Consider the following 1,686-nt stretch of genomic DNA (forward strand, 5'->3'; position numbering starts at 1 on the left):
CAGACCGGGTCCGGGCAGGCGCAGTGGTCGGCGGGGCGCAGCGCGGGGTGCGGGGCGCGGCGGGCCGGGCGGGTTCCGGCGCCCGGCAGGACCGGCCACTTCCAGCGCGTCGCGAAGAGCGCGGCGGCCTCGGGGTTGCCGGGGCCGTCCGTACGGCCGGGCCCTGAGCTGCGGTGCTTTCCGGGGATCTCACGCATGCGCGCTCGTTCCTTTCCGTGGGACGCCGAGGAGCCACACCACTGCGGTGCGGATCGCTTGCCTGCTGCTGCCCGCGCCGGGAGCCTGCCCGCGGCGCGGGTGGTGCGTGCGGTACCGGTGGTGCGTGCGGTGCCGGTGCGGTTCCCGGGCGGGGAGCGCGGCCCGGTCGCCGAGCGTGCGTCTGGTGCTGTCGTACGTGCGCCTGGTGCGGTCCGACGCGGGGCGGGCCCCGTGCGGTGCGCGGTGCGCGTCTGGCGGAGTCGTACGTGGTCTCTGCCGTACGTCGTACGTGTCGCTGTCGTACGGATCGCTCTCGTACGTGTCTTCGTCGTACGTGTCGCTGTCGTACGTGGTCGCGCGGGGCGGATGCGTACGTGCCCCGCGCCGAACCCCGGGACCGGTGCGCGGGCTCAGCGCGGGCCGGTCGTGGTCCGGACCGGTCCTGTTCCCGGCCGCTCTGTTCCCGGCCGGTCGTGGGCCGGTGGTGGGCCCGCCCGCCCCGGCGGGCCCCAGCCCCGGTCGGCCAGGATTCCGGCGCGTCACGCCGGGCTCCGTGCCGAACCGCCCCGTTGTGCTGTCGTTCAGGACGCCTTCCGCGCGTCACAGGGTTCCGCCCCAGCCCCCACTGGGTCGCAGCCCTCATCCACGTAAGTACCCCGAGCGACTTCGGTGACGCTCCCCGAGCGCCGTTCGCATTCCGGCGTCGCCGGAGGGCGAACTCCCCCAGTCGACCCCAGCCCCCTGTCCACACCTCGTTTTCCGGCCAACCTGGCGTCCCGCAGCGGTATGCACGCCCCGCGACCACCCCGCGCGCACCCCGTTGCCGGGGCCACGGACACCGGGAAACAGCACCGGACAATGCTGGACATGCCGTGACGTACCCGTGTAGATGTGAATCTCTCGCCCAGCCGCAGCACACTTTGGGGGTTTGCGATGCTGACGCGCCACCGGCACCTGCCAGAGAGCCGGACACCATGAGCACCCCGCCCGCCCCGAAAGTGGCCGGAACCCACTCCCCGAATCCCCCCTCCGCCCACAATGCCGACGCCCCGGCCGAGCCCTCCGCCGACGCCTCCCTCCCCTCCCCCGCAGGTGCTCCGGGCGCAGGTGCGTCCCGGGCGGGCGGCACCCCGGCCCATGCGCCGCTCGCTCTCCAGGAGCGTCTCGCCGCCTGGCTGCTCGACCTCAGCACCCTCCAGGAACTGAGCGGCCGACTGCACCGCACCCGCACCACCGAGGACGCGCTCGGCGAAGTCCTGCGCGCGGGCGCCACGTTGCTCGGCGCGGAGCGCGGCCTCATCCGCTTCTCGCACGCCGCGAGCCACCCCGCCCGCGTTCACGGTCTCGGCCTGGACCGAGGCGAACTCGGCCGGCTGGAGGCGCTGCCCGAGGAGTGCACGTCGCACGGCGCGCTGCTCGCGGCGGGCACCGGCGCGCCCGTGACCCGCCGCGACCTCCTCGCCGAACCCGGGCTCGACCCGCGCTGCG

The 1,686-nt window shown here is 75.1% G+C and carries 2 pseudogenes; one reads left to right on the forward strand and one right to left on the reverse strand.

Annotated features, from left to right (window positions below):
- Nucleotides 1–197, reverse strand: a pseudogene (locus G3I42_RS24535) (DNA primase); the annotation flags it as partial.
- Nucleotides 198–1,172: 975 nt separating this feature from the next.
- Here G3I42_RS24535 and G3I42_RS24540 point away from each other — a divergent pair.
- Nucleotides 1,173–1,686 (forward strand): annotated as a pseudogene (locus G3I42_RS24540) (phosphatase); the annotation flags it as partial.

The sequence above is a fragment of the Streptomyces sp. SID11385 genome, assembly GCF_010548245.1.
Classification (GTDB): Bacteria; Actinomycetota; Actinomycetes; order Streptomycetales; family Streptomycetaceae; genus Streptomyces.